Genomic DNA, 18,069 nt, shown 5'->3' with positions numbered 1-18,069 from the left:
CCGTTAGTTCGACCCGACCGGGTTTATAAGCTGGCCCGGCTTCTCAAATCGCAGGAAGGCAGGTGGGGAGCACAACGGTAAACTCGCTGGCACGCCCAGTGTAGTCGAATGACGAGCGACGAACTCGCGGCCTTCGACGGGGCGGTCCTCGAATCGGTCGCGACCGACCGCGACGTGTCCGTCGAGCGACTGACCGACATCGTTCGCACCCACCAGTCGAACGTGCGCGAGCTGCCGGGCGTCGAGGACATCGTCTACGAGTGGCGCAACTACTTCCATCGGGACCCGCTCGTGGGGCGGACGGAGTGCGCGTACTACCTGGCGCTGCCCGACCACGTCTGGGCGGAGTTCACCGACGACCTCGGGCTCGAGGAGGCCGAGAGCGCTGCCCTCCTGGCTGCCCACGACGCGCAGGCGCGGGCCGCCCCGTCCGAGGCGGGCGTCGAGACTGGACGGCTCGACGACGACGCCGCGCTCGTGCTGACTCGCCCCTGATCCGTTCGAGCACGGCAGATCGCCAATCTTGAATCCCGAAAAGCCACTCATTCTTTCGCAGTACAAAATATTATTTTTCGAAAAGGGAACGTATAAGGGGCAGGCGACCGACGATACGAACGCAATGAGCACCCAGAAGCGCGTTCTGCAGGAGGCAGGCACGGTCGAAGAGAACTCACTGCGACTCGAACGGGGGACGGCGGAGCAGATCGTCCGGGCGCTGAACGCGGACCTCGCGTCGACGTACGTGCTCTACCACCAGCTAAAAAAGCACCACTGGAACGTCGAGGGCGCGGAGTTCCGTGACCTGCACGTCTTCCTCGGCGAGGCTGCCGACCGCGCCGAGGAGGCGGCCGACGAGACTGCTGAGCGACTCCAGGCGCTGGGCGGCACGCCGGTCTCGAACCCGGTGACCGTCGCCGAGACGGCGCCCGTCCAGTTCGAAGGCGACGACGTGTACGACATCCGCACGTCGCTCGAGCACGACCTGTCGATGTACGGTGATATCGTCGAGGACCTCCGCGAGCACGTCGAACTCGCGACCGATCTTGGCGACCACGCCACCGCGGAGATCCTCCGTGAGATTCTCGTCCAGGTCGAAGAGGACGCACACCACGTCGAACACTACCTCGAAGACGACACGCTGGTCACGCCCGAAGCCGTCGAGAAGTAAGCGCTATCGTCGCGTCTCGACCGCGAGGTCGGTCCCGACGTTCGAGTGGGGAGGTGCGGAGCCGTCCGGCGGAACGTCCGTCCGGAGTCGTGGGATTGATTAACTCGCTCGTGCAGGCCAGTCCATGGATCCGCTCTCGGTCGGCCTCGTCGGTTGTGGCAACATCAGCGACGCGTATCTCTCGGCGGACGCGGTCTTCGACGCGTTCGAGTTGGTCGCCTGCGCCGACCTAGACGCCGAGCTGGCGCGCGAGACGGCCGAAGAACACGGGATCGAGGCGATGGCGGTCGACGAACTGCTCGCCGCCGACGCGGTGGAGGCGGTAGTCAACCTGACGCCGCCGAGCGCACACGCTCAGGTTATCACGGACGCGCTCGACGCCGGTAACCACGTCTACACCGAGAAACCGTTCGCCGCGACGGCCGCCGAAGCGGAGACGACCCGCGACCGGGCCGCCGAGTCGGAGCTGCTGGTCGGCTCGGCGCCAGACACGTTCCTCGGCGCGGGGCTCCAGACCGCTCGGCAGGTCGTCGACGACGGCCGTATCGGCGAGCCGGTCGGCGCGACCGCTCACTGGACCTCGCCCGGCCACGAGCTCTGGCACCCGAACCCCGACCTGTACTACCAGGAGGGCGGCGGCCCGCTGTTCGACATGGGGCCGTACTACGTGACCGCGCTCGTCTTCCTGTTGGGGAGCGCCGAGCGGGTGGCCGGGTCGGTCAGCCGGCCGCGCGCCACACGGACCATCGGGAGTGGTCCGCGTGCGGGCGAGGAGATCGACGCGGAGGTGCCGACCCACGAGGCCGGGATCGTCGACTTCGCGAACGGTGCGACGGCGAACCTGCTGACGAGCTTCGACGTCGAGGCCTCGACGATGCCGTTCCCCGCCTTCGAGATCTACGGCACCGAGGGGACGCTCGCGCTGCCGGACCCCAACCACTTCGAAGGGCCGGTCCGGGTGCGCGACCACGAGGACGACGACTGGGAGACGGTCCCGCTGACCCACGAGTACACGGAGGGTCGCGGCGCCGGGCTGGCGGACCTGGCGTTCGCCGTCCGCGGCGACTGGGAGCACCGTACCAGCGACGCACTGGCCGGCCACGTCCTCGACGTCATGGAGGCCGTCCGGACCGCCTCCGAGGAGAGCGCCTTCGCGACGATCGACTCCGATCCCGGCCGCCCCGCGCCGCTCCCCGCCGACTTCCCGGACGTGGACCGCTAACGGCCCACGCCCGGTCCCCGAGTTCGCAGTCACGCGAGTGGTCACGCTTTTTCCGTCGGCCCACGAAGGCCGGGACATGGCAGACGACTCCTCGGACGAGGACCTGGCGCGGCTGGTCACCGACCTCGTCCGGACGCTCCGCGAACTCGAAGACGAACTGGAGCCCCCGCGACCCGACGACGGGCCGCGCCTCCCGACGCCGCGGGACCTCCGCCGGTTCACCAGCGAGGTCGCGATCCCCGGCTTTATCCTGATCCTCGAGACGAACATCCGCGCGCTCAGACTCCTCCAGCGCGCCTTGCGGCTCGCCGACGGCGCCGAGACGGCCAGCCGGGAGACCGAACAGCTCCGCGAGCGTGCCAAGTCGGCCAGCGAGTCGACGCTCTCGCGGCTCGACGAGGCGCTCGTCGGCCTCCAGGACGCCGTCGAGGGGCGACCGAACGACGACGAGGCCGCCGAGCTGCTCGACGACGCCCGCGAACTGCGCGCGGAGATCCACCGGCGCATCCGCGAGAGCGCTCCCGAGGACAGCGACGTCGACCGCGCGTCGGGTGGAGCCGAAGACGAGTCGTCCGACCCCGACGGCCGCTCCGACGCGGACGGTGACGACGCGGTTTCGGTCGACGTCGACGCCGAACTGGAGTCGATCAAGCGCGACCTCGACGAACTCCCGGGCGCCGACGACGCCCCGACCGACGGCGACGGCGAGGCGTCCGGAGACGGCGACGGTGACGACGACGAACCGCCCTCGGACGCCTCGCCCGACGACGGCTCCGACGGCTCGAACCGCGAGTAACCCGCCCGGTTCGTCGCTCCGTTCTCTCGGCTCGACCAGCGGACGCCGCTCCGAGCGGTCGTCCGAATACTACCCAAATCCAAAACATAATGATTTATTACCCACTACGCTCGTAGAGTGGAGTACCCATGACGCCAACCGAGCGGAGGGGGGACCGGCGCGTCGCGCTGCATCTCAGGGAGACGCTCCCGGAGCCGGCTGCGCGCCAGCGAGACCGGCTCGCGGACAGACTGCGCGCACTCGAGGCGGCGGAGCAGATCGACTACTTCGAGGTGCGGACCTGTCCGAAACGCATCCGCAGCGAGGCGCCGGACGCGGTAGCGGCGCGGGACCGGTACCTGTCGTTCGCGCAGTGGGCGCGCGACCGCGGCGTGCGCTTGCGACCGTTCTTCGCGACCCGGGAGTGCTACGCCGCGGACACCGGCGAGCTGTGCGACTGGCTGGTCTTCCCCGCCATCACCCTCGCCGTCTACGACGAGGGCGACCTCGTCGCCGTCTACCCGCACGCCGACGGCGAGGAGTACCGCTCGGTGGCGGATGGGTTGTCCGCGCTCGCCGGGGGCTCCGGCGATTTGGTCGGCGACCACGGCTCCGTGGCGCTGGCCGACTGATCATCTGCTGTCAGCCACCCGCAACCACCGACACCCCGATTCATTCCGGCGGGCGGACCGGCCCCCGCCGGCCCGGAGTCTCCGTGAGACGACGCGATAAGCCGCGGGTCGTCGGTGTCAGCTCTCTCGGCCCGTCCGGACCCACAGCGACCGCTTCACTCGAAAGTGAGTACGCGATACTTATACGTTTGGATATTTCAGTCATACTACCATAATTTATCGGCCACCGAGGTTAACGGAACGCCATGGCCGAAGACGCCGACCTGACGCACGAGGCGGTCCTGGCAGACGTCCGAACGTTCGTCGACGTGCTGGAAGCGACGCATCCGGCGCCGTTCGTGGGAGCGGGCGGACGCTTCGCGTACTACGAGCGCGTACAGTCCGCGCTCGACGACGTGCCGAGCGACGGGTGGCCCGAACGGGGCCTCCAGGAGACGGTTGCGTCCCTGGCCGCGGCAGTTCGTGACGCTCACATGTTCGTCGTCTGGCCGACCGCGGACGGAACGATTCCGCTCCGGCTCGGCGTCGTCGACGGGGAGATTCGGGTCCGGTCGGTCCGCGAGGGAGTGCCGGAGAGTCTCGTCGGTTCACGGCTCCGCCGGGTCGACGGTGTTCCCGTCGGCGAACTCATCGAACGGCAGGCGCGCCTCCGGGGGAGCGAGACGCCGCACGGAGACCTGCTCAACCTCGCGCTCTCGCTGCGCAACTGGCGGGCGATGGCACCGCTCCTCGACCGAGCGGAACGACCCGACGAAGCGACCTTCGCGTTCGAAGCGTCGGACGGCACCACTCGACGCGAGCCGCTCGAACCGACGACCGGGGACGGCGCGGAGCGCGTCGCGCCGTCGACGCTCGAACGGCCAGACTCGGAAGCGTGGCCCACCTATCAACTGCTCCCAGAGCGCGACGCCGCGTGGCTACGGATCCCCTCGATGAGCGATCATCGGGAGGCGTTCCAGTATCGACAGGGCGACCTCGACGAACACGCCCGAGCGAGCGCGCGCTCGCTCTGCCGGGCGGCGACGGGCGAGCCTGACCCCGACGACTTCGACGAAGTCCTCGACAAAGTCCCGGCGGCGCTGGACTTGTTCCGCGACCTCGCCGACGAGATGGCGACGGCGGGGACGAGTACCCTGCTCGTCGACCTCCGGGACAACACCGGCGGAAATCGGGTCCTCGTGGACCTCCTGGCCTACGTCCTGTACGGCTGGGACGGCGTCGCGACGGCCCGGGACCGACCGGGCGCGCTCCGGTACTCCGACCGACTGGTCGAGCGCCGCGGGACGGAGCCGTTCGAGGACGAGGGCAGGGAGTGGTCGCTCCGGCCCGGCGAGTACGCCATCGGCGGTGGCGACAGCACTGTGGAGGAGATCCGGGACGACCTCGTCGAGTCGGTCCCGACGTTCGAACGGCTGGAGGCACCGGACTGGCCGTCGGCCGGGAGCTACGCGCCGCCGGCGGTCGTCGTCGTGACCGCGGCGAGGACGTTCAGTGCCGGGGTCTCGCTCCTGGCGACGCTCCGGCGGCTCGGGGCCTCCCACGTCGGCACGCCGCCGGTCCAGGCGCCGACGTACTTCGGAGACTTGGTCTCGTTCACGCTCCCGAACTCCGAGATCACGGCGATGACCGCGACATCGCGGATCGAGACGCTCCCCGACGGCCCGGGCGACGTTCTCGAACCGGACCGGCGGCTGACCGGCGAGGACTTCGCACGCTACGACTTCGACCGCGACGCGAGCGTGTTGCTCGCGCTCGACGAGTACTGCTGAGGGTCGAACTGCGAACGTCGAGACCGGAACTCAGACCGGCTCGAACCGGTAGCCGTCCCACTCCTGGCTCTCGGGCACCTTGATCCCCGCCTCGGGGTCCCGTAGCTCCTCGACGTAGGTCGGCTCGACGGCGTCGCCCGTCTCGACGTCCTCGGTCGTGACCTGCCCGACCGCGCGAACGAACTCGTCGGCCACCTCGTCGTCGGCCAGATCGAACTCGACGATGGCGATGGTGTTCGGCGCTCGCACGCCGGGCGGCGTCGCCGTCGACGTCGTCCAGGTGACGACCTCGCCGGTGCGATCGGTCAGATCCAGTGAGTCGGTCTGTTTCTCGCCGCAGTCCGGACAGAGCGTGTGTCCGGGGTAGGTGACGTGGCCGTTCTCGCAGACGTGGGCGTCGAGCGACATTATCGTGCCTCCATGATCGTGGTGATGACGCAGTTTCCGAATCCGCCGACGTTGCACGCGAGACCGGTCTCGGCCTCGACCTGCCGCGGTCCCGCCTCGCCGACGAGCTGTTTGTATATCTCGTAGCCCTGTGCGACCCCGCTGGCGCCCAGCGGATGACCCTTCGACTTCAGCCCCCCGGAGGTGTTGATCGGCAGTTCGCCGTCTTTCTCGGTGCGGCCCTCCTCCACTTGCTTCCAGGCCTCGCCCTGCTCGGCGAAGCCACAGCCCTCCATCTGGAGGAACTCCAGGATCGTGAACATGTCGTGCAGTTCGGCCACGTCGACGTCGTCGGGGCCGAGCCCGGCCATCTCGTAGGCGTCGTCGGCCGAATCGACGACCCCGCCCATGACCGTCGGGTCGTCGCGCTCGTGGACGACGTGGGTGTCCGTCGCGCCCGAGATACCCGAGATCACGGCGTAGTCGTCGGCGATCTCCTCGGCGCGCTCCTCGGTGGTGAACACGAGGCCGGCGCTGCCGTCGGTGATCGGACAGAAGTCGTACAGCCGGAGCGGGTCGGCGACGATCGGGCTTTCGAGGGCGGTCTCCTCGTCGATCTCCTTCCGGAACTGCGCGTGGGGGTTGTCGACGCCGTTCCTGTGGTTCTTGACGGCGACCTTCGCCAGCGCGTCCCGGGGCGCGTCGAACCGTTCGAGGTAGTGTCGCGCCGTGAGGCCGGCGAACGAGGGCAGGGTCAGGCCGTGCTTGTACTCGGCGGGGTGGGTGATCGAGGCGATGATGTCCGTCGACTCGGCGGTCGAGCGGTGGGTCATCTTCTCGCCGCCGACGAGCAGGCTCATCTCGCTGGCGCCCGACGCCACGGACTGCCAGGCCTCGTAGATACCGGCGCCGCCCGACGAGGAGGTCTGGTCCACTCGCTCGCTGTAGGCGGGCATGACGCCCAGGTCGTGAGCGAGTGCGTTCATGATCCCCGTCTGGCCTTGGAACTCGCCGCTGGACATGTTCGAGACGTAGAGGTGCTCCACGTCGTCGGGCTCGATGCCGGCGTCGTCGAGCGCGGCCTCGCCCGCCTGGGCGATCAGCTCCTGGATCCAGGCGTCGCGCTCGCCGAACTTCGTCATCGACGCGCCGATCACTGCGACTGTCATGTGTGCCACCTCGGAGGGCTGTAATGTGGGTGTTACGGTGGCGACGGTCCGCCGGCGGAGCGTTGCGGTTCACACTCGCCTCAGCGGGGCTCGGCTCTCAGTAGAACGAGCGGGCGCTGGCCTTCCACTCGTCGCCCTTCCGAACGTCTTTCGGCCAGCGGCTCCGACCTATCGACTTCATCCGCCCGGCGAGCGTCCACGCGTCGACGCTGTCGGGTTCGTCCTCCGCGGCGGCCGCCGCGGCCGCGGCGACCTGCCGGTCGTGGACGTGCGCGCCGACGGCCGACGCGATAGCCGCCGCCTCGGCCGCGTCGGCGTCTGCGGGGAGCGACAGCGCCACCTCCTCGCCGTCGACGGTGAGCGTCACCGTCTCGCCGTCCGGGCCACCGCTCGATCCGTCGGGTCCCGCGTCGCCGGCGTTCGATTCCTCGCCGTCGGAGAGTGCAGATTCGGCCATTACAGTGGGATGTTGCCGTGGTCTTTCGGCGGGCTGTCCTCGCGCTTGCGCTCCAGCATGTCCAGGTCGCGGATCAGGCGCCTGCGCGTGTCTTTCGGCTCGATCACGTCGTCGAGATAGCCCCGTCTGGCGGGGCCGTAGGGGTGGGCGAACTCCTCGCGGAACTCGTCCATCAGTTCCTGGCGGCGCTCGTCGGTGTTCTCGGCCTGCTGGAGCTCCTTCCGGTAGAGGATGTTGACGGCGCCGCGGGGACCCAGCACCGCCATCTCCGAGGCGGGCCAGGCGTAGTTCACGTCCGAGCCGAGGAACTTCGAAGACATGACGATGTAGGCGCCGCCGTAGGCCTTCCGGACGACCACCGACAGCAGCGGGACCGTCGCCTCGGCGTAGGCGTAGATGAGCTTCGCGCCCCGGCGGATGATCCCGTTGTGCTCCTGGTCGGTCCCGGGCATGAACCCCGGCACGTCCACCAGCGAGACGATGGGGACGTTGAACGAGTCGCAGGTGCGGATGAACCGCGCGGCCTTCTCGGAGGCGTCGATGTCGAGGGTGCCCGCGCTGACCCGTGGCTGGTTGGCGACGATACCGACCACGCGACCGTCCATGCGGGCGTAGCCGACGACGACGTTGCGCGCCCAGTTCTCGTGGACTTCGAAGAAGGAGTCCTCGTCGACCACGCGGTCGATCACCTTCGTCATGTCGTAGGGCTTGCGCGGCGCTTCGGGCACGATGTCGGTGATGCCGTCGAGTTCGCGGTCGGGGTCGTCCCAGGAGGCGACTCGCGGCGGGTCCTCCATGTTGTTCTGCGGGAGGTAGGAGAGGAGCCTGCGGATGTCGTCCAGCGCCGCTTTCTCGTCCTCGCAGGCGAAGTGCGCGACGCCCGACTTCGTCGAGTGGCTGCTCGCGCCGCCGAGTTCTTCCTTCGAGACCTGCTCGCCGGTGACAGTCTCGATCACGTCCGGGCCGGTGATGAACATGTGGGAGGTGTCCTGGACCATGAACGTGAAGTCGGTCAGCGCAGGCGAGTAGGTCGCGCCGCCAGCGCAGGGCCCCATGATCGCCGAGATCTGGGGGATCATCCCCGAGGCTTTGGTGTTGCGCTCGAAGATCTTCGCGAAGCCGACCAGCGAGTCGACGCCCTCCTGGATGCGCGCGCCGCCGGAGTCGTTGAGCCCGACCACCGGGACGCCGGCGTCGACCGCACGATCCATCGCCTTGCAGATCTTGTCGGCGACGACCTCGCCGACGGAGCCGCCCAGCACCGTGAAGTCGTGGGCGAAGACGAACACCTTCCGACCGTTGACGTCGCCGTAGCCGGTGACGACGGCGTCGCCGGGGAACTCCTTCTCCTCCATGCCGAAGGATGTCGCCCGGTGCTCGACGAACGGGTCGATCTCGGTGAACGTGCCGTCGTCGAGGAGGTATTCGACGCGCTCGTGGGCGGTCATCTTCCCGCGAGCGTGCTGGCGCTCGATGCGCTCCTCGCCGCCGCCGATCCGCGACTCCTCGCGGCGCCGTCGCAGTTCCTCCAGGGCGGTCTCCTCCGCCGGCGTCGCGCTTCCCTCGGTCGTGTCGTCCGATGCGTCGGAATCCGTCGCCTCGTCTGTCTCTTCCTGGCTCATCTCACCACTCCATCCCGCCGTTGACACCGATCACCTGGCCGGTCATGTAGCTGGACTCCTCGCTGGCGACGAACGAGACGATCCCGCAGATGTCCTCGACGGTGGCGAACCGGTCGAGCGGGATCTCCCGCAGGATCTTCTCCTGGACCCGCTCGGGCACCTCCTCCAGCATGTCCGTCTCGACGAATCCGGGCGCGATGCAGTTGGCCGTCGAACCCGAGGCGGCCATCTCCAGGGCGATCGTGCGGGTGAACCCGAACAGGCCCGATTTGGTCGTCGCGTAGTTTGCTTGGCCGTAGTTTCCCTGCTGGCCGACGACCGACGAGATGTTGACCAGCCGGCCGTGGCGGCTCTCCTTGATGTCGTCGAAGAAGGCCTTCGTGCAGTTGTAGACGCCGCCGAGGTTGACGTCGATCACGGTGTCCCAGTCGTCGCGGGTCATGTGCTCGAACTTCTTGTCGACGGTGACCCCGGCGTTGTTGACGAGTACGTCGACGGAACCGAACGCGTCGACGACCTCCTCGCGCATGGCCTGCACGTCCTCGAAGTCGGACACGTCGGCCTGAGCGGCGACCGCCCGTCCTCCCTCGTCCTCGATCGACTCGACGACCGCCCGGGCCTCCGCTGCAGACGAGCGGTAGTTGACGACCACGTCCGCGCCGCGGCCGGCGAGGTCCTCGGCGATACCTTTCCCGATGCCCCGGGAACTCCCCGTGACGACGCAGGTCTGGCCCTCCAGATTCATGGCCCCGACCTCCGCTCGCGACGGTACCGATTCATATCTACAGTGGCCCCCGGAGACGGGTTAATAGTTCCCCTTAAAAAATTTACACATGTCGTCGGTACTGTCGGCCCGAACACCCGACCGAAACCTCCGGAATCCGACGATAGGACGACCGAAGCGCCGTCCGTCCCCCGACACCCGACGAGAGTGACCGGAGTCGATACCCACGTGGGAACCCCGACCGCCTCGGTCGCTCGTCCGACAACGACAGGTATTTTAGGGCGACCTAAAGACATACGGGCGAGAGAAAGCAATGTCAGGGGATATCTGTGTCGTGGTGCCGACGATCCGCGAGTACGAGTGTGTGCGGGCGTACGCCGAGAACGCGCGAGCGAACGGGTTCGACCTCGATCGGCTGCAGTTCGTCCTCGTCACCGAGGACTTCTGCGACACCGACGAGATGCGGGCGATGCTGGACGAGGAGGGACTGTCGGGCGAGGTGTTCGACGGGAGCGGTCGCGAACAGTGGTATCGCGACCACGGTGTCGCCGACTACGAACACGTCGTCCCGGCTGCGAGCCACGCCGAGACGAGCTTCGGCCTGCTGTACATGTGGGCCGGCGAGTACGACATCGGCTTCTTCATCGACGACGACACCCTCCCCCACGAGGACGAGGACTTCTTCGGTCGCCACCTGGAGAATCTGGCCTACGAGGGGGAGATCACCGAAGTGTCCTCCGACGAGCAGTGGGTGAACGTCCTCTACGACAACGTCGAGGATCACGAGTTGTACCCGCGGGGGTACCCTTACAGCGCGATGGACGAGACCGTCGACACGGAGACGACCGAGGTCTCGGACGTGGTCGCCTCCCAGGGCCTGTGGACGAACGTGCCCGACCTCGACGCTGTCCGTATCCTGATGGACGGCGACCTGCAGGGTCAGGCCCAGACTCGCCTCGACGCCGACGACTACGGGGAGGACTTCGTCGCCGCGCGCGAGCACTATCTCACCGTCTGCTCGATGAACCTCGCCTTCCGACGGGAAGTGATCCCCGCCTTCTACCAGCTGCCGATGGACGACAACCCGTGGGACGTGGGCCGGTTCGACGACATCTGGAGCGGCGTGTTCCTCAAGCGCGCCTGCGACGTGCTCGGCACGCGGATCTACAACGGCGCCCCCCTCTGTGAGCACAACAAGGCCCCCCGCTCGACGTTCGGCGACCTCAACAACGAGGTCCCGGGCCTCGAACTCAACGAACACGTCTGGGAGGTCGCGGACCGAGTCGGCGGCGACGCCGACACCTACGCCGGCGTCTTCGCCGCGATCGCCGACGAACTCGCCGAAGGCGAGTTCGACTACGAGAACGGCGAGTTCCTCAACTTCGTCGGCGAGCACATGCGCGACTGGCTCGCATGTCTCGACGAGATCGACGGGATCGAGGGGTCGACCCCGGCCGCGACACCCGTCGCCACCGACGACTGAGCGCGACGATACCGGGAACTTTTTATTTCTTTAGGTAGGCCTAAACCACATGAGCGACAACACAGGATTCGGGCGGCGTCGGTTCGTCAAGACACTCGCCGCGGGGTCGGCGGTGGGACTGGCCGGGTGCGGGCTCGCGCCCGGTTCGGGGACGGCCACCGACTCCGGCGGAGACGGTGGCGACGGCGGGTCGAACGCAGAGATCCCCTCACTCACCGAGTTCCGCGGGTCGGGAACGCTCGCGTCGGGACGACCGGCGCCGGAGGGCACGTCGATCCAGGACCTGCCCGATCTGTCGGGCGACCTCAACCTCTACATCGGCGGGGGCGAGGGCGGGATCTACTACCAGTTCGTCGAGATGCTCCAAGAGATCTACCCGGAGTTCACGGTGTTCTCCTCGGACGCGGGGTCGGCGTCGCTCGCCCAGACCATCGTCGACGAGGTCGAGGCCGGCGCGGCCCAGGCCGACGTGTTCTGGTCGATCGACGCGAGTTCGCTCGGCTACGTCGCGAACAACGACGCCTACGAGCCGATGCCCGACGAGGCGGTCGAGTCGGTCCCGTCGGACTTCCGCGGCGACGACAACGCGTGGGTCGGCGTCGCCGGCCGCGCGCGGTCGGTCCCGTACAACACCGACGAACTCAGCGAGAGCGACATCCCCGACAAGGTCGCCGACTTCCCCGGAACCGACGCGTTCCAGGACGCGATGGGGTGGGCGCCGACCTACGGCGCGTTCAAGTCCTTCGTCACCGCCATGCGCCTCCAGCGCGGGGCCGACGCAACCCAGCAGTGGCTCGAATCGATGCAAGAGGCCGGGATCGTCCGCCGCGGCAACGAGTACGTCGTCTCCCAGCAGGTCGCCGACGGGACGCTGTCGGCCGGCTTCGCGAATCACTACTACGCGATGCGCGTGCTGAACCAGCGGCCCGAGGCGCCGATCGACCTGGCGTTCACCAGCGGCGACGCCGGCGCGCTGGTCAACGTCGCCGGTGCGCTCGCGGTCCAGGGCACCGAGAAAGCCGATCTGGTCGCGGACTTCGTGCAACACCTCCTCTCGGCGGAGGCCCAGGAGTTTTTCGCCACGGTGAGTTTCGCTTACCCGATGATCCCGGGCGTCCAGCCGGTCGGCGGCCTGCCGACGGTCGACGAGCTGAACCCGCCGGAGATCGACCTGGCGGAACTGGCGAACCTCCAGCCGACGCTGGAGCTGATGCGGGAGGCGGGTGTCCTGTAGATGAGCGTCCGCGAGCGCGTCGGGCCGGCGAGCGACTTCCTCCCCGAGGACGGGGTCGACGCCGCCTACGCCGCGCTCGCGACGCTGCTGGCGCTGGTACTGGTCGCGCCGCTGGCCTGGCTCCTCGTCGACGCCGCCGGGCTCGGCGGCGAGGCGCTCGACTTTCTCGTCGCCTCGGAGACGCTCGCGGTGCTCGTTCGCAGCGTCGCGCTCGTCGCCGTCGTCACCGTCGGCGGGGTCGCGATCGGCGTCCCGCTGGCGGTGCTGACCGTCCAGGCGTCCATCCCGTTCCGCCGGTTCTGGACGGTGCTGATCGCCCTGCCGCTGGCGGTCCCGAGCTACCTCGGCGCGTTCGCCGCGATATCCGCCTTTGGCCCCTCGGGCCCGCTCTCTGAGGCGCTGGGCGTTCCGCTCCCGGCTCTCGAAGGGTTCGTCGGGGCCGCGGTCGTCCTCACGCTGTACACCTACCCGTACATCTTCCTCACCACGCGCGCGTCGCTGCTGTCGCTGGACGCGTCGCTGGTCGAGGCGGCCCGGACGCTCAACTGCGGGCGGCTGGCGGCGTTCCGCCGGGTGACGCTCCCGCAGATCCTCCCGGGGATCGCCGCGGGCGCGCTGCTGGTCGCGCTGTACACCCTCGCGGACTTCGGGACGCCGAACTTCATGAACCTCGAGGTGTACACGCAGTTCATCTACAGCCGCCACCGGGCGGGCATGGGCGGGTACGCCGCGCTTTTGTCGCTGCAGTTGCTCGCAGTCACCGGCGTCATCCTCGCCGCCGAGTCGGCGATCGGCGCCGACGATTCGGGCGCCTACGCCAGTCGCGGCAACCGCGGCGCGGCCGAACTCGACCTCGGCGCGTGGCGCTACCCCGCGATGGCGCTGCCCGCGCTGGTCGCCGCCGCCGCGCTCGCGCTCCCAATCGGCATCTTCGGCTTCTGGCTGCTCCGGGGCGGCCCCGGCTACGAGCTCGCACAGCTGACCTTCTCGTGGAGCTACGGCTGGAACTCGGTGAAGGTCTCGCTGCTGGCGGCGGTCGCGTCGATCCTCGTCGCCCTGCCCATCGCGCTGCGCTCGGCGACGGCCGACTCGAAGCTCTCCTCGGTGACGGCGCGGATCCCCTACGTCGGCTACGCGACGCCGGGGATCGTGCTGGCGATCGCGCTGATCGCCTTCACGCTCGAAGCCGCGCCGCCGCTGTACGAACTGGGTCGCGACACGGTCGCGCTGGTCGTGTTCGCGTACGTCGTCCGGTTCATGCCGCAGGCCATCGGCTCGATCCGGACCTCGACGATGCAGGTCGACGACCGGCTCGTCGAGGCCGCGCGCACGCTCGGGCGCTCCCGGTTCGGGGCGTTCCGGGCCGTGACGTTCCCGCTCATCCTCCCCGGGATCGTGACCGGCGCGGCGCTCGTGTTCCTGACCTCGATGAAAGAGCTGCCGGCGACGCTGCTGTTGCGCCCGTTCGGCTTCGACACGCTCGTCACGTTCATCTGGCGCGCGGAGGAGACCGGTCTGTACGGCCAGGCCGCAATTCCGGCGTTCGTCCTCGTCGTCGTCTCGGGGCTCTCGATGGCCGTGCTTTTGACTCAGGAGGACAACTGACGGCTAAAGAGTTCCGACGATGATCGAGCAAACAGTTCCCTCGGCGGCCGACGACCGCGTGCGGACCCGCGACGAGCACGACGGCGAACCGGTGCTCGACCTCGACGGCGTCACCCGCGAGTTCGGCCAGGAGACGGCCGTCGACGAGCTGTCGCTGTCCGTCTACGAGGGCGAGTTGCTCACACTGTTGGGCCCGTCGGGTTGTGGCAAGACGACGACGCTACGCCTCCTGGCCGGCCTCGACAGTCCCGACGGGGGTACCATCCGCGTCGACGACGAGGTCGTCGCCGGCCCCGACGCCTTCGTCGCGCCCGACGACCGGGACGTGGGGCTGGTCTTCCAGTCCTTCGCGCTCTTTCCACACCTCACCGTCGGCGAGAACGTCGCGTTCGGCATCGACGACTGGTCGGCCGACGACCGCGAGGCCCGCGTCGAGGAACTGCTGGACCTGGTGAACCTGAGCGACTACCGCGAGGGCTCGCCCGACGACCTGTCGGGCGGCCAGCGCCAGCGCGTCGCGCTCGCCCGCTCGCTCGCGCCGGAGCCGGACGTGCTCCTGCTCGACGAGCCGTTCTCGAACCTCGACGTGAGCCTCCGCGTGGAGATGCGCGAGGAGGTCCGACGGATCATCAAGCAGACGGGCGTCACGGCCGTCTCCGTGACTCACGACCAGGAGGAGGCCCTGTCGATCTCCGACCGCGTGGCCGTCATCAGCGACGGCGACGTGGAGCAGGTCGGTCGCCCGGAGGTCGTCTTCGAGCAGCCCGAGTCGCGGTTCGTCGCCGAGTTCCTCGGCCAGGCCGGCTTCGTCTCCGGGACGCTCGATTCGGGGTCCGTCGAGACGGACCTGGGGACGCTGTCGGCGGACGTGATCGAGGGCCTGGGCCGCGAGTACGACGGCGCCCGCGTCGACGTGATGGTGCGGCCCGACGACCTCGTGGCGACGCCCGCCGACGGGGACTCGGTCGAGGCCGAACCGGGGATCGACCCCGGCAACGGCGAGATCGTCCACCGCCAGTACACCGGCCCCTCGTTCGTCTACCAGGTGCAACTCGACGGCGGCGACCACGTGTACTGCGAGCACAACCACGCCGACGACCTCGCGCTGGACCAGCGCGTCCGCGTCGACCTCCGGGTCGACCACCCCCTGGCCTGGTTCCCCGCCGAATGATGCGCCGCCGGAGCGCGACTCTCGGGACGGCCGCACTCGCGCTCGCCGGCGCCCTCCTCGTCTGGTTCGTCTCGACGACCCTGTTTCCGTACCACTCGCTGAACCACGACGAGGCCGTCTACCTCCAGCAGGCCGCGATGTTGCTGGAGGGCCAGCTCTACCTCGACCCGCCGGTCGAGGGAGTGTTGCGACCGTGGTTCTTCGTCGACGCCCCCGAGGGGATGTACCCCAAGTACGCGCCCGTCCCGGCGGCCATGTTCGCCGTCGGGGAACTGTTCGGCGGCTACCGCCTGACGCTCGTCGCCGTCGCCGCCGGGAACCTGGCGCTGGCCGCCGGTGTCGTCCGCGAAGCCTTCGACGCGCGGACGGGACTACTCGCGGGCGTCCTCGTGCTCGCGTCTCCGCTGTTCGTCCTCAACTCGTCGGTGTTCCTGCCGTACGCACCGACGCACTTCCTGAACCTCGCCTTCGCCTACTGTTACCTGCGGGCCGACCGCACCGAGAGTCGGCGCTGGGCCGCGGGAGCGGGCGCTGCAGTGGGACTCGCCTTCTTCGCGCGACCGTACACGGCGGTCCTGTTCGCGCTGCCGTTCGTCGGCCACGCGCTGTGGACGCTCCGGGACGAGGTCGGCGTGGACGCGCTCCGCGACCCGGTCGCGCTCGTTCGCGGCTCCGACGCGGTCGGCCGACAGGCGACGACGGCGGCGCTCGGGTTGGTCGGCGTCGGCCTCGCCCTGGGCTACAACACCGTCGTGACCGGCCACGCCCTGACCTTCCCGTACGCGGCGTTCGCGCCGTTGGACGGCCTCGGGTTCGGCCAGCGACGCATCCTCTCCCACGAGGTCGTCTACACGCCCGAGCTGGCGCTGGAAGCCAACGGGCGGGTCCTCTGGATATTCTTCGCGAAGTGGATCGCCGGCGGACTGGTCACCGCGGCGCTGGCCGGCCTCGGCGTCGCCGTCGCCGCGCGTCGCGGTCTGACGGCCCGGCAGGCGCCCCTGGCCGCTCTCCTGGTTTCGATCCCGCTCGGCAACGTCTACTTCTGGGGCAACTTCAACGTCCTCGGCGGGCTCGACACCGCGGGCGACGGCCTCGTGTCCGCGCTCGGCCCGTACTACCACTTCGACCTGCTGCTCCCGACGGCCACCTTCGCGGCGGTCGTGGTACTCGCCGTAGCCGGTCGGGTCCGCGCGGCGGTCGCCGGCCGCCGGACGGTCGACGCGCGGGCGGGTCGCGTCGCGGCCGCTGTGGCCCTCCTCCTGCTCGCCGGCGCCGTCGGGGCGGTCACGGCCGACATCGCCCGCGAGCCCGTCGAGCGCAACGCCGAGGTGACCGACAGCTACGAGCGGGCCTACGAGCCCTTCGAAGGTGGGCCGCCGGTCAACTCGCTGATCCTGCTGCCGGACCCGTACGGGAACTGGCTCAACCACCCGTTCCAGGCGGTGCGCAACGACCCCGGCTACGACGGCCGGGCGGTCTACGCCATCGACGACCGACCGTTCGCGACGGCCGACGCGTTCCCCGACCGACGGCTCCACCGGTACGCCTACCGCGGCGGCTGGGCGCCCTACGACGGGTCACCCAGCGCGGCCCGCCTCCAGCGCGTCGAGGACGTGCGCGGCGATCGGCTGGCGCTGGACGCGACCGTCGGCGTCCCGGCCGGGGCCGACAGCGTCACCGTCCGCGTCGGCACCGACGACGGAAGCCTCTACCGCGTCGCGAACGGCGCGAACTCGTCGGTCGACTTTCGCCTGGTCGTCACCGACGAGCGGGTCGCTGTCGAGGGGCTCGGCGGGCCCGAGGAGACGCTAGCGGTCGACGGCGTCGAGACCGTCCACGCGAGCGCCTTCGTCGACTACGGTCCCGGCGGGAGCTTCACCTACCGCTTCGACCTGCCGGTCGACGCGACCGACGGCCGGGTCCGTGCGCTCACTCCCGAAGTCGAACTCTGTCGGGGCGTCCGCTCCTGCGGCGGCGCGGCCGCGTACGTCCCGGAGACCGCGCCCGACGGCGTCTCAGTGGAGACCGACCTGACCGCGACCGAACGCGACACTTGACTACTCATGACCACCGACGACACCGAACTGACGCGACGCGACGCGATAGCCGCCCTCGCGGCGGCCGGCATCACCGGCAGCGCCGCGCTGGCGGGGTGTTCGACCGACGACGACGCGACACGGGCCGACGAGACGGCGGCGGCGGGAGCCGACGCCGGACCGCCGCCGGACCCGCTCGAGCGGCGCCACCTCGACGTGCTGACGGCCGCCGCCGACGTGCTCTACCCGAGCGACCTCGACGGCGCCGACGACTTCGTCGAGCGATTCGCCCGCGGACGTGCGGCCGAGCGGTCCGACCACGCGGCCGGCGTCGCCGAGACGGCCGACTACGTCGTCGAGTGGAGTCGCTCGTGGCTGGGCGGCGAGTTCCCGGCGCTCGAACCCGACCGTCGGGAGGAAGCGCTGGACCGGATCGGCGCGCGGGAGGCGGACCCCGACCCCGAAGGGAGTGACGCCGAGCGCGTCCGCTACTACGTGGTCAACGAGTTGCTGTTCGCGCTGTACGCGTCGCCGACGGGCGGGGAGCTGGTCGGTATCGAGAACCCGCAGGGCCACCCCGGCGGCACGGAGAGCTACCGGCGCGGACCGCAGTGA

Annotated in this window: 17 protein-coding genes; 12 read left to right on the top strand and 5 right to left on the bottom strand. The window is 69.4% G+C overall.

Going from position 1 to position 18,069, the window contains the following annotated elements; translation table 11 throughout:
* The first annotated feature begins 108 nt into the window (after positions 1 to 108).
* From I7X12_RS20040 to I7X12_RS20015, 6 genes are all read left to right on the top strand, one after another.
* Entirely contained in the window at positions 109 to 495 is a 387-nt protein-coding gene (locus tag I7X12_RS20040; protein WP_198061767.1) for a hypothetical protein, read from the top strand.
* Between the two features lie 124 nt (positions 496 to 619).
* A complete protein-coding gene (gene dpsA / locus I7X12_RS20035; RefSeq protein WP_198061766.1) occupies positions 620 to 1,168 on the top strand; it encodes a DNA starvation/stationary phase protection protein DpsA in 549 nt (182 codons plus the stop codon).
* A 124-nt stretch (positions 1,169 to 1,292) separates the two neighbouring features.
* On the top strand, positions 1,293 to 2,390 hold the full coding sequence (locus I7X12_RS20030; RefSeq protein ID WP_198061765.1) for a Gfo/Idh/MocA family protein: 1,098 nt from the start codon (positions 1,293 to 1,295) through the stop codon (positions 2,388 to 2,390).
* A 76-nt stretch (positions 2,391 to 2,466) separates the two neighbouring features.
* A complete protein-coding gene (locus tag I7X12_RS20025) occupies positions 2,467 to 3,186 on the top strand; it encodes a DUF7547 family protein (protein ID WP_198061764.1) in 720 nt (239 codons plus the stop codon).
* A 128-nt stretch (positions 3,187 to 3,314) separates the two neighbouring features.
* Positions 3,315 to 3,797 (top strand): HTH domain-containing protein, encoded by a 483-nt coding sequence (locus tag I7X12_RS20020; protein WP_198061763.1) that lies wholly within the window; start codon positions 3,315 to 3,317, stop codon positions 3,795 to 3,797.
* A gap of 245 nt (positions 3,798 to 4,042) precedes the next feature.
* Complete coding sequence (locus I7X12_RS20015; RefSeq protein WP_198061762.1) at positions 4,043 to 5,566, top strand: hypothetical protein; 1,524 nt, start codon at positions 4,043 to 4,045, stop codon at positions 5,564 to 5,566.
* 30 nt (positions 5,567 to 5,596) lie between these two features.
* On the opposite strand, the gene I7X12_RS20010 is transcribed toward I7X12_RS20015, so the two are convergent.
* The 5 genes from I7X12_RS20010 to I7X12_RS19990 all read right to left on the bottom strand — a co-directional run bounded on the left by I7X12_RS20010 (position 5,597) and on the right by I7X12_RS19990 (position 9,946).
* Positions 5,597 to 5,974, bottom strand: a complete 378-nt coding sequence (locus I7X12_RS20010) for a Zn-ribbon domain-containing OB-fold protein (protein ID WP_198061761.1) — start codon at positions 5,972 to 5,974, stop codon at positions 5,597 to 5,599.
* Entirely contained in the window at positions 5,974 to 7,122 is a 1,149-nt protein-coding gene (locus I7X12_RS20005; RefSeq protein WP_198061760.1) for a thiolase family protein, read from the bottom strand. Before I7X12_RS20005 ends, I7X12_RS20010 begins: the two co-directional genes overlap by 1 nt.
* Positions 7,123 to 7,219: 97 nt before the next feature.
* Entirely contained in the window at positions 7,220 to 7,579 is a 360-nt protein-coding gene (locus I7X12_RS20000) for a hypothetical protein (protein ID WP_269750339.1), read from the bottom strand.
* Positions 7,579 to 9,201 carry an acyl-CoA carboxylase subunit beta gene (locus I7X12_RS19995; protein WP_232342939.1) on the bottom strand — a complete coding sequence of 541 codons (1,623 nt, stop codon included), beginning with the start codon at positions 9,199 to 9,201 and terminating at the stop codon, positions 7,579 to 7,581. Before I7X12_RS19995 ends, I7X12_RS20000 begins: the two co-directional genes overlap by 1 nt.
* 1 nt (position 9,202) lies before the next feature.
* On the bottom strand, positions 9,203 to 9,946 hold the full coding sequence (locus I7X12_RS19990) for a beta-ketoacyl-ACP reductase (protein ID WP_198061759.1): 744 nt from the start codon (positions 9,944 to 9,946) through the stop codon (positions 9,203 to 9,205).
* A 292-nt stretch (positions 9,947 to 10,238) separates the two neighbouring features.
* Between I7X12_RS19990 and I7X12_RS19985 the strand changes: the two genes are divergently transcribed.
* From I7X12_RS19985 to I7X12_RS19960, 6 genes are read left to right on the top strand one after another with little or no spacing between them, the layout of a single operon-like run.
* A complete protein-coding gene (locus I7X12_RS19985; protein ID WP_198061758.1) occupies positions 10,239 to 11,408 on the top strand; it encodes an alpha-1 4-glucan-protein synthase in 1,170 nt (389 codons plus the stop codon).
* A gap of 49 nt (positions 11,409 to 11,457) precedes the next feature.
* Positions 11,458 to 12,642 (top strand): extracellular solute-binding protein, encoded by a 1,185-nt coding sequence (locus I7X12_RS19980; protein WP_198061757.1) that lies wholly within the window; start codon positions 11,458 to 11,460, stop codon positions 12,640 to 12,642.
* Positions 12,643 to 14,247, top strand: coding sequence for an ABC transporter permease (locus I7X12_RS19975; protein ID WP_198061756.1), 1,605 nt, complete (start codon positions 12,643 to 12,645; stop codon positions 14,245 to 14,247). It begins immediately after the preceding gene.
* A gap of 19 nt (positions 14,248 to 14,266) precedes the next feature.
* Entirely contained in the window at positions 14,267 to 15,418 is a 1,152-nt protein-coding gene (locus I7X12_RS19970; protein ID WP_198061755.1) for an ABC transporter ATP-binding protein, read from the top strand.
* On the top strand, positions 15,418 to 17,475 hold the full coding sequence (locus I7X12_RS19965) for an ArnT family glycosyltransferase (protein WP_198061754.1): 2,058 nt from the start codon (positions 15,418 to 15,420) through the stop codon (positions 17,473 to 17,475). The genes I7X12_RS19970 and I7X12_RS19965 overlap by 1 nt, the downstream gene beginning before the upstream one ends.
* A 6-nt stretch (positions 17,476 to 17,481) precedes the next feature.
* Complete coding sequence (locus tag I7X12_RS19960) at positions 17,482 to 18,069, top strand: gluconate 2-dehydrogenase subunit 3 family protein (protein ID WP_198061753.1); 588 nt, start codon at positions 17,482 to 17,484, stop codon at positions 18,067 to 18,069.

The organism is Halosimplex litoreum (genome assembly GCF_016065055.1).
Lineage (GTDB): Archaea > Halobacteriota > Halobacteria > Halobacteriales > Haloarculaceae > Halosimplex > Halosimplex litoreum.
Note: the sequence above shows the minus strand (reverse complement) of the source record. Positions and strands in the feature narration are given on the sequence as shown.

Excerpts from the sequence above, each read along its gene's own strand:
- I7X12_RS20010 (WP_198061761.1), bottom strand. The coding sequence starts at position 5,974 with ATGTCGCTCGACGCCCACGTCTGCGAGAACGGCCACGTCACCTACCCC.
- I7X12_RS19960 (WP_198061753.1), top strand. The coding sequence starts at position 17,482 with ATGACCACCGACGACACCGAACTGACGCGACGCGACGCGATAGCCGCC.
- I7X12_RS20040 (WP_198061767.1), top strand. The coding sequence starts at position 109 with ATGACGAGCGACGAACTCGCGGCCTTCGACGGGGCGGTCCTCGAATCG.
- dpsA (WP_198061766.1), top strand. The coding sequence starts at position 620 with ATGAGCACCCAGAAGCGCGTTCTGCAGGAGGCAGGCACGGTCGAAGAG.
- I7X12_RS19970 (WP_198061755.1), top strand. The coding sequence starts at position 14,267 with ATGATCGAGCAAACAGTTCCCTCGGCGGCCGACGACCGCGTGCGGACC.
- I7X12_RS20025 (WP_198061764.1), top strand. The coding sequence starts at position 2,467 with ATGGCAGACGACTCCTCGGACGAGGACCTGGCGCGGCTGGTCACCGAC.
- I7X12_RS19990 (WP_198061759.1), bottom strand. The coding sequence starts at position 9,946 with ATGAATCTGGAGGGCCAGACCTGCGTCGTCACGGGGAGTTCCCGGGGC.
- I7X12_RS20005 (WP_198061760.1), bottom strand. The coding sequence starts at position 7,122 with ATGACAGTCGCAGTGATCGGCGCGTCGATGACGAAGTTCGGCGAGCGC.
- I7X12_RS19965 (WP_198061754.1), top strand. The coding sequence starts at position 15,418 with ATGCGCCGCCGGAGCGCGACTCTCGGGACGGCCGCACTCGCGCTCGCC.
- I7X12_RS19975 (WP_198061756.1), top strand. The coding sequence starts at position 12,643 with ATGAGCGTCCGCGAGCGCGTCGGGCCGGCGAGCGACTTCCTCCCCGAG.
- I7X12_RS19995 (WP_232342939.1), bottom strand. The coding sequence starts at position 9,201 with ATGAGCCAGGAAGAGACAGACGAGGCGACGGATTCCGACGCATCGGAC.
- I7X12_RS19985 (WP_198061758.1), top strand. The coding sequence starts at position 10,239 with ATGTCAGGGGATATCTGTGTCGTGGTGCCGACGATCCGCGAGTACGAG.
- I7X12_RS20000 (WP_269750339.1), bottom strand. The coding sequence starts at position 7,579 with ATGGCCGAATCTGCACTCTCCGACGGCGAGGAATCGAACGCCGGCGAC.
- I7X12_RS20015 (WP_198061762.1), top strand. The coding sequence starts at position 4,043 with ATGGCCGAAGACGCCGACCTGACGCACGAGGCGGTCCTGGCAGACGTC.
- I7X12_RS20030 (WP_198061765.1), top strand. The coding sequence starts at position 1,293 with ATGGATCCGCTCTCGGTCGGCCTCGTCGGTTGTGGCAACATCAGCGAC.
- I7X12_RS20020 (WP_198061763.1), top strand. The coding sequence starts at position 3,315 with ATGACGCCAACCGAGCGGAGGGGGGACCGGCGCGTCGCGCTGCATCTC.
- I7X12_RS19980 (WP_198061757.1), top strand. The coding sequence starts at position 11,458 with ATGAGCGACAACACAGGATTCGGGCGGCGTCGGTTCGTCAAGACACTC.